The organism is Nonomuraea sp. NPDC049649 (genome assembly GCF_040675175.1).
Taxonomy (GTDB): Bacteria; Actinomycetota; Actinomycetes; order Streptosporangiales; family Streptosporangiaceae; genus Nonomuraea.
On the sequence record NZ_JBFAOH010000055.1, the window covers coordinates 24548 to 32272 of the forward strand.

6 protein-coding genes are annotated in these 7725 nt (G+C 69.6%); 5 read left to right on the forward strand and 1 reads right to left on the reverse strand.

Translation table 11 applies throughout. The features are described 5' to 3' along the window. Position 1: 1 nt before the first annotated feature. Positions 2–211 (forward strand): hypothetical protein, encoded by a 210-nt coding sequence (locus tag AB0J42_RS35025; protein ID WP_364302303.1) that lies wholly within the window; start codon positions 2–4, stop codon positions 209–211. Here the strand turns inward: AB0J42_RS35025 and AB0J42_RS35030 are convergent. Then, positions 208–1596: a peptide ligase PGM1-related protein gene (locus AB0J42_RS35030; protein ID WP_364302305.1), complete on the reverse strand. Its 1389-nt coding sequence runs from the start codon at positions 1594–1596 to the stop codon at positions 208–210. The genes AB0J42_RS35025 and AB0J42_RS35030 overlap by 4 nt on opposite strands. A gap of 498 nt (positions 1597–2094) precedes the next feature. On the opposite strand from AB0J42_RS35030, the gene AB0J42_RS35035 reads away from it, so the two are divergent. The 4 genes from AB0J42_RS35035 (at position 2095) to AB0J42_RS35050 (ending at position 7635) form a co-directional block, all read left to right on the forward strand. Beyond that, on the forward strand, positions 2095–3330 hold the full coding sequence (locus AB0J42_RS35035) for a M20 family metallopeptidase (RefSeq protein ID WP_364302307.1): 1236 nt from the start codon (positions 2095–2097) through the stop codon (positions 3328–3330). Positions 3331–3792: 462 nt separating this feature from the next. After that, on the forward strand, positions 3793–4863 hold the full coding sequence (locus AB0J42_RS35040) for a BMP family ABC transporter substrate-binding protein (protein WP_364302309.1): 1071 nt from the start codon (positions 3793–3795) through the stop codon (positions 4861–4863). An 88-nt stretch (positions 4864–4951) separates the two neighbouring features. Further along, entirely contained in the window at positions 4952–6496 is a 1545-nt protein-coding gene (locus AB0J42_RS35045) for an ABC transporter ATP-binding protein (protein ID WP_364302311.1), read from the forward strand. Then, complete coding sequence (locus tag AB0J42_RS35050) at positions 6496–7635, forward strand: ABC transporter permease (protein WP_364302313.1); 1140 nt, start codon at positions 6496–6498, stop codon at positions 7633–7635. Before AB0J42_RS35045 ends, AB0J42_RS35050 begins: the two co-directional genes overlap by 1 nt. The last annotated feature ends 90 nt before the right edge of the window (positions 7636–7725 follow it).

The following is a 7725-nucleotide window of genomic DNA, read 5'->3' on the forward strand; positions in this document are numbered from 1 at the left end:
CATGTCACGAAAGATCGCTGGATTCCTCGTCGCGCTCGGCGCGTTCATGGTGATCGAGTGGATCAACCTGGGATTCAACCTCAGAGACGGCCACGAGACCAGCTTCTACGTGGTGCACGGCGTGCTCATCGTGGTCAACGTCGTGCTGGGGATCGTGCTGGGCGTGATCGGCTGGCGGGGCCTTCGTACGCGGTCGCGTCAGGGAAGTTAGCCGCAGAGGGCGCGGCGGGTCTCGCGGTGCAGTTCGTCCGCCTCTTCGCGGGAGTCGGCGATGGAGGTGAAGCCGAGCTTGCCGTGCTCGGGGATGGCGCCGAGCAGGTGGAAGACGTTGCCGGTGCGGCGGTCGTGGTCGAAGCCGAGGCCGAGCCGGTCGGCCCGGCGCAGCACCTGCTCGGGGGTGCGCCCGCGCAGGCAGTCGGCCGAGCAGTTGTCGGTCGCGGTGTAGTACTTGGCCCGGCCGTCGGCCATCAGCAGGCCGGTGGCGGGGTCGTAGGTGGCGCCGGTCGTCAGCAGCGCGGCCCCGTACGGGTGGGTCGTGCCGCCGATGCGCAGGTTGATCTCGCAGAGCAGCGCCGCGTAGCCGGCGTCGGTCTTCATGGTGAAGAAATCCATGCCGAACAGGCCGATCACGCCCTTGGCGGCCAGCGCGGCGGCGATGCGCCCGGCGGAGTCGCCGACCTCGTCCCGGTACTCGGACGCGGCCGGGAACGTGCAGCCCTGGTAGACGTGGTTGTTCGGGCCGCCGAGCACCTGGTCGTGGGTGGCGACCACCTCGTAGGCGCCGCCGGGGGAGATGCTGGCCAGCGCGCTCGGGCAGTAGAGCGGCTCGTGCTCGATGAACTCCTCGACGACCGCGCCGCGCTCGCGTACCTTCTCGGCGAAGGTGGTCCAGGTCTCGCCCGCGGCCGCGAAGCTGGTGGCCCGCAGGTCGCCCCGGGGCACGATCGCGTTGCCGAGGCCGGAGTAGGCGTCGTTCAGCTTGACGATGAGCCGGTCGCCCGGCAGCGACTCGAGGGCGTCCTCGATGTCGGCGAGCGTGTAGAGGTCACGGAAGCCGCGCGGCATGGGCACGCCGGCTTCGGCGCCGATCTCGCGGGAGCCGCTCTTGGAGCCGTAGTAGGCCAGGGACGTGGCCGGGCCGTAGAGGGGCACGGAGAGTAACGAGGCGAGTTCCTCCTCCAGCTCGCTGAGCACGAAGGGGACCACCCAGGCGTCGCCGTCGATGGCCGCGCGCAGCCGTTCCAGGGCGTCGGGACGGGACAGTAGCGTCCGGGTGAGGGGCTGCGCGTCCGGGGTGTCGAGGCTGATCAGCGTCAGCCGTTTGGCCGCCTCCTCCGGATCGGGCAGGAAACGGAAGTAGTAGTCGATGATCGCCGGGTCGATCGGCGCGGACGACAGGTAGATCACGTTGACGCCGGGCTCGCGGAGCGTGAGCAGCAGGAAGAGCAGGCGCTCCTCGTAGCATCGCGCGCCGGTGATGCGGCGCAGCTCATCCTGGGGGAGGGAGAGCGAGGGCACGACCACCAGAGTTCCCTCTGTGGGTGCGAAGATGCTCAACCCGGCATACTTCTCCCCGAACGGGATGTTCGTGATCATATAGCGAGTGAAACACGCAATTCCCCCGAAAGCAGCCAGCGCGGTAGTGTTATGAGCGTGGCTGAAGGTGACGCGATTCGGAATCGGACACCACGTTTGGAAGTGGCGGCCACGGGTCACGATCTAATGATCCCTTGTGACTATTTTTGGGCTAAGTGACCCCTTACCCTCCGTGACGGCCCGAGGTTACGGGCATGCCGTCGGCCAACTTTTGGTGTAGTCGTCAGCGCGAAGCCCCACGAGAGCGATAAAGTCGGGAGCATCGCCAGGGTTCCACGGCCGATCGCTGTGATTCCGGGCTGCAGCAGTTCAGGCGACCGAGAGTCGCGCCCCGCGCTGACGATCCCCGAGACATCCGGGTGTGCGGCAATCGTGTTTGGCCGGACGGCTGCTCCGAACGAACAGCCGGCCACAGTGGACAAAGGACGTATACGGCGCTATTGGCCGTGCGATATCCGGGCAGTGGACGACGCATGGCACGGGACGGGATGGTGACTGATGCAGGGGCGTGAGCTTCGAGGGGAACTCGACGCGTTCCTGGTGGAGACCGAGCAGGACCTCGTGGCATTCCGCCGCGACCTGCACATGCATCCTGAGCTGGCCTTCGCCGAATACCGCACGACGCAGCGGATCGCCGAGCGGCTCGTGGCCGCCGGGCTGAACCCGTCGGTGCTGCCGCGCGGCACCGGGATCATCTGCGACGTGGGCAGCGGCGACGGCCCCACCATCGCGCTACGCGCCGACATCGACGCGCTGCCCCTCCAGGACGAGAAGGACGTCGCCTACCGCTCCACCGTGCCGGGGGCCTGCCACGCGTGCGGCCACGACGTGCACACCACGATCCTGCTCGGCACCTCGCTCTTCCTCGCCCAGCAGGCCGCGGCCGGGCTGCTGCCCGGACGGGTGCGGCTGATCTTCCAGCCCGCCGAGGAGCTGCCGGGCGGCGCGCTCGAAGTGATGGCCCAGGGCGGCATCAGCGGCGTCGACCGCATCTTCGGCCTCCACTGCGACCCCCGCGTCGACGTGGGCCAGCTCGGCCTCAAGAGCGGCCCGATCACCTCGGCCTGCGACAAGGTCGTCATCCGGGTGTCCGGCCCCGGCGGCCACACCGCCCGCCCGCACCTCACCGCCGACCTGGTCTTCGCGCTGGCCAAGGTGCTCACCGAGCTGCCCGCCGCGCTGTCGCGCCGGGTCGACCCGCGCTCCTCGCTCAGCCTCGTCTGGGGCCGGGTCGAGGCCGGCACGGCCGCCAACGCCATCCCCGACGACGGCGTGGCCGAGGGCACGGTCCGCTGCCTCGACGAGGAGGCCTGGCACGCCGCCCCCGACCTGATCAAGGCGCTGCTGGAGTCGGTCGCGGGCGCGTACGGGATCGAGGCCTCGATGGAGTACACCCGCGGCGTGCCGCCGGTGGTCAACGACGAGGGCTGCGTGCAGATGCTCGGCGAGGCCGCGGAGCGCGCGCTCGGCGAGGGCTCGGTGGTGTCCACCCCGCAGTCGCTCGGCGGCGAGGACTTCGCTTGGTACCTGGAGTCGATCCCCGGCGCCTTCGCCCGGCTAGGCACCCGCTCCCCGGAGACCGGCATCACCTACGACATCCACCAGGGCACGTTCGACGTCGACGAGCGGGCGATCGCGATGGGTGTGCGGGTCATGGCCACGACCGCGCTGACCGCCCTGTTCGAGAGCACCCGCGTGCCCTCGGCCGACGAGATCACCTCCGCGCTGGCCTGACGGCTTTTCACGGCGGCGGGAGACCGGGCGTCTCCCGCCGCCGTCGCATGTCAGGAGAACCTGCCGAAGACCACCCTCGGCCAGCACGCGAGACGCCGATCATGCCGCCGGGGCGGTGGGCGGCGCGGAGGCCAGGGTGAGGGCCAGGGCCGCCGTCAAGGGCACGGCGATCGCCTTTCAGGGGTGCGTCACAGGACTCCAGGTGGTTCGCCGGTGCGGGCGTGCCTTGTCATGATCGATGCCATCAGACGGGAGGACGAGGCCAAAAAATGGGCAAAGGCTGCGATGCGGTACGAGGGGTCGCAGGTCACAGTCGCGCTTGGGGTCGATAACGGAGCGATTGCGACCCTGTGTGCTGGTTTGGTATGACCAGGTCAACCAACTATCTTCCGTGCAGGGTTGCCGTGCATTTCTTCGCGCCTGCGATGAAGTTTGACGGCGGGGAGATGGGAAGGAGTCGCCTTGCTCAGCAAGCGATTCGGCAGGTTTGCGACCGGCGCGCTGGCCGGAGCCATGCTGATGGCCGCCGCGGCGTGCGGCGGCGGCAGCACCGGTGGGGACACGACGGCCGGCACGGACTCGTCGGCGGAGAGCAGCGCCCCCGCCGAGGGCGCGCTCAAGGTCGGCCTGGCGTTCGACATCGGTGGTCGCGGTGACAAGTCGTTCAACGACGCCGCCTACGCGGGCCTGGAGAGGGCCCAGGCCGAGCTGGGCGCGGAGATCAAGGAGCTGAGCCCGGCGGGAGACGGCTCGAACCGCGGCGAACTGCTCACCCAGCTCGCCGACGCGGGCTACAACCCGATCATCGGCGTCGGCTTCGCCTACGGCGAGGACATCAAGAAGGCCGCCGAGGAGTACCCGGAGATCCAGTTCGCGATCGTCGACTCGGCCTCCAACGCCCCCAACGTGACCGGCCTCCTCTTCGCCGAGGAGCAGGGCTCCTACCTGGCGGGTGTCGCCGCGGCGCTGAAGGCCGAGAGCGGCCACGTCGGCTACGTCGGCGGTGTCGAGACCGAGCTGATCAAGAAGTTCCAGGCGGGCTTCGAGGCCGGCGTGAAGTCGGTCAAGAGCGACGCCAGGATCGACGTCAAGTACCTCACGCCGGACGGCGACTTCACCGGCTTCCGCGCCCCCGACAAGGGCAAGGTCGCGGCCGAGAAGATGTTCCAGGACGGCGCGGAGATCGTCTACCACGCCGCCGGCGACTCCGGCCTCGGCGTGTTCCAGGCCGCCGCGGCGGCCGGCAAGAAGGCCATCGGCGTCGACTCCGACCAGCGCGAGACGGTCAAGGAGCCCGAGCTCAAGGAGGTCATCATGACCTCGATGCTCAAGCGCGTCGACGTCGGCGTCTTCGAGTTCATCAAGGCGTTCCAGGGCGGCGCCAAGGGCGGCACCGACATCGTCTACGACCTGAAGGCGGACGGCGTGGGCCTGGCCACCACCGGTGGCGAGATCGACGACATCGCCGACCAGATCGAGGCCGCCAAGAAGGACATCGTCGACGGCAAGATCACGGTCCCCAGCCAGCCGTGATCTGAGGAATGATCCACCGAGGGCCCGGCCTTTGCGACCGGGCCCTTCGGTCTGCTTCTGCCTCTAGGAGAGATCGAATGAGCGGCCGATGAACGCTGAGACCGCCGCCGCGGTGCCCCCCGCCGTCCAGCTGGAGGGCATCACCAAGCGTTTCCCCGGTGTCGTGGCGAACCATGACATCTGCCTCACCGTCGAGCCCGGCACGGTGCACGCGATCGTCGGGGAGAACGGTGCCGGCAAGTCGACGCTGATGAAGATCCTCTACGGCATGCAGAAGCCGGACGAGGGCACGATCAAGGTCGACGGCCGGGATGTCGCCTTCCGCACCCCGAGCGACGCCATCGACGCCGGCATCGGCATGGTCCACCAGCACTTCATGCTGGCCGACAACTTCACGGTGCTGGAGAACATCATCCTGGGGGCCGAGCCGAGCCGGGCGGGCAAGCTCGACAAGGCCGGTGCCCGCCGCCGCATCAACGAGCTGGCCGAGCGCCACGGGCTCCGGGTCGACCCCGACCGGCTGGTGGAGGACCTCGGCGTCGGCGACCGCCAGCGGGTGGAGATCCTCAAGGTCCTCTACCGGGGTGCGCGCATCCTCATCCTCGACGAGCCGACCGCCGTGCTCGTCCCGCAGGAGGTCGACGAGCTCTTCGAGAACCTGCGCGAGCTCAAGGCCGGGGGCCTCACCGTCATCTTCATCTCGCACAAGCTCGACGAGGTGCTCAGCATCGCCGACGCGATCACCGTGATCCGGCGCGGCACCACGGTGGCCAGCGTCGACCCCGCCGGCACCACCGCCCGCCAGCTCGCCGAGCTCATGGTCGGCAGCGAACTGCCCACCCCCGAGACCCGCGAGTCCACGGTGACCGACACCGTCATGCTCCAGGTGTCCGGCCTGACCATGGAAGCCGAGGGCGGGCGGCGCCTGCTGGACGAGGTCTCGTTCGAGATCCGCAAGGGCGAGATCGTCGGCATCGCGGGCGTCGAGGGCAACGGCCAGTCCGAGCTCATCGAGGCCATCATGGGCATCCGCGAGGCGCGCGGCGGCCTCAGCCTCGACGGCGAGGACATCTCCGCCTGGTCCACGCTGCGCCGCCGCGAGGCCGGCATCGGCTACATCCCCGAGGACCGCCACCGCCAGGGCCTGCTGCTGGAGGCGTCGCTCTGGGAGAACCGCGTGCTCGGCCACCAGACCAGGCCGCCGGCCCGCCGCGGGTTCTGGATCAACCGGCGCGCGTCCAAGGCCGACACCCAGCGCATCGTCGAGTGGTACGACGTCCGCACGCCGGGCGTGGACACGCTGGCGCTGGCCCTGTCCGGCGGCAACCAGCAGAAGCTCATCGTCGGCCGCGAGATGAGCGGCGAGCCCAAGGTCCTCATCGCCGCCCACCCGACCCGCGGCGTCGACGTGGGCGCGCAGGCCGCCATCTGGGAGCACCTGCGCACCGCCCGCGCCGCCGGGCTGGCCGTGCTCCTGATCTCGGCGGACCTCGACGAGCTGATCGGCCTGTCCGACACGCTGTACGTGATCTACCGAGGGCGGTTCGCCGCCCGGCTCGACCCGTCCGGCGTCACGCCTGAGCGGCTGGGCGGCTACATGACCGGTGCCATCACCGGCACTGAGGAGGCGTGATGCCCGCGGGGCTCTTCAGGGCGCTGCTGACCGTCGCAGGCGCCGTCGTCGCCATCGTGGTGGCCATCGGCATCTCCAGCGTGGCGATCGTCGCCGCGGGCGCCAGTCCCGCGGCCGCGTTCGCCGCGTTCTTCGACTTCGGCGCGACCGACCGCGCGGTGTCGGGCAGCATCGCCAGCATGGTCAACCGGGCGGTGCCGCTGTTCATCGCCGGCATGGCGGTCGCCATCGGCTTCCGGATGGGCCTGTTCAATATCGGCGTCGAGGGCCAGTACCGGATCGCCGCCATCTGCGCCGCCTACGTCGGCTCGCTGTTCGTCGCGCCCGCCCCCATCCAGATCGCGGTGATCATCATCGTGGCGGCGATCGTGGGCGGGCTGTACGCGCTGATCCCGGCCGTGATGAAGGTGACCCGGGGGGTGAACGAGGTCATCTCCACGATCATGCTGAACTACGTCGCGATCAACCTGGCCGCGTTCCTCGTCCGCGGCCCGTTCGCCGGCGAGCGGGTGGAGGGCCAGCTCACCACGAGCACGCCCGTGCTGCCGGAGTCGGGCTGGTTTCCCGACATGAACTTCCTGATCGAGATGTTCGGGCTGCCCGCCCCGCGCGGCAGCGGGCTGTGGGGCTTCCTGATCGTGGCGGTCCTGCTCGGCATCGGAATGTGGCTGGTGCTGGAGCGGACCAGGTTCGGATTCGAGATCAAGGCCAGCGGCCTGAACCCGCCGGCCGCGCTCGCCTCGGGCGTCGACCCGAAGCGGATGGTCATCTCCGCGATGATCCTCTCCGGCGCGGTCGCCGGCCTGATCGGGCTGCCCGAGATCCTCGGCGACCGGCACGCCTTCGGCTCCAACTTCACCCCCGGCCTGGGCTTCCTCGGCATCGCCGTGGCCCTGCTGGGCCGGAACAAACCCGCGGGCATCGCGGTGGCCGCGCTGCTGTTCGGCTTCCTCGACCGGGCGCAGGGACCGCTGCAGTTCGCCGACGTGCCGCCCTCGGTCATCACGATCATGCAGGGCACCATCGTCCTCCTCGTGGTCATCGCCAACGAGATCACCAGCAGGATCGCGCTGCGGCGCGAGGAACGGCGGGCCGCCCAGGCGCTCGGCAGGAACACTCCCGTTGAGGTGGCAGCATGACACTCCCTGTGTCAACCTCAGGCAGCAACGAACTCGTTGAGCGCTGCTGCGGCGCCGTGTTTGGCGGGGTCGTAGGGGACACCGTCGAGC